1 protein-coding gene is annotated in these 384 nt (G+C 66.4%); it reads right to left on the reverse strand.

Annotation, left to right across the window (positions count from 1 at the left end; genetic code table 11):
• Positions 1-384: CinA family protein (locus tag EOC94_RS33890; RefSeq protein WP_148128485.1), on the reverse strand; the 384-nt coding region annotated here is incomplete at both ends.

Here is a 384-nt window from a genome sequence, read left to right on the forward strand (position 1 = left end):
ATCCGAGTGCTTGCAGGCCCAGTTCCAGCGCTTGCCGGACCGTTTCGCGACGGATGAAATCGCGGCCTTTGTCTGCAAAGAGTTGGTGCTCGGCGACAATCGGTCGGCCGTCCAGCGCAACCCCGAACCAGACCAGGCCGACCGGTTTTTCCGCCGAACCGCCGCCAGGCCCGGCGATCCCGGTAACCGCCAGGGTCAGCCCGGCGCGCGAACGGGTAAGCGCGCCTGTCGCCATTTCGATCGCAGTCTCGCGCGAAACCGCCCCATGCGCATCGAGCGTGGCGGCGGAAACGCCGAGCATGTCCATCTTGGCTTCGTTGGAATAGGCGATGAAGCCGCGATCGACCACGGCGGACGAGCCCGCGATGTCGGTGAGTGCCGCGA

The organism is Mesorhizobium sp. M6A.T.Ce.TU.016.01.1.1 (genome assembly GCF_003997065.1).
GTDB classification, from domain to species: Bacteria; Pseudomonadota; Alphaproteobacteria; order Rhizobiales; family Rhizobiaceae; genus Mesorhizobium; species Mesorhizobium mediterraneum.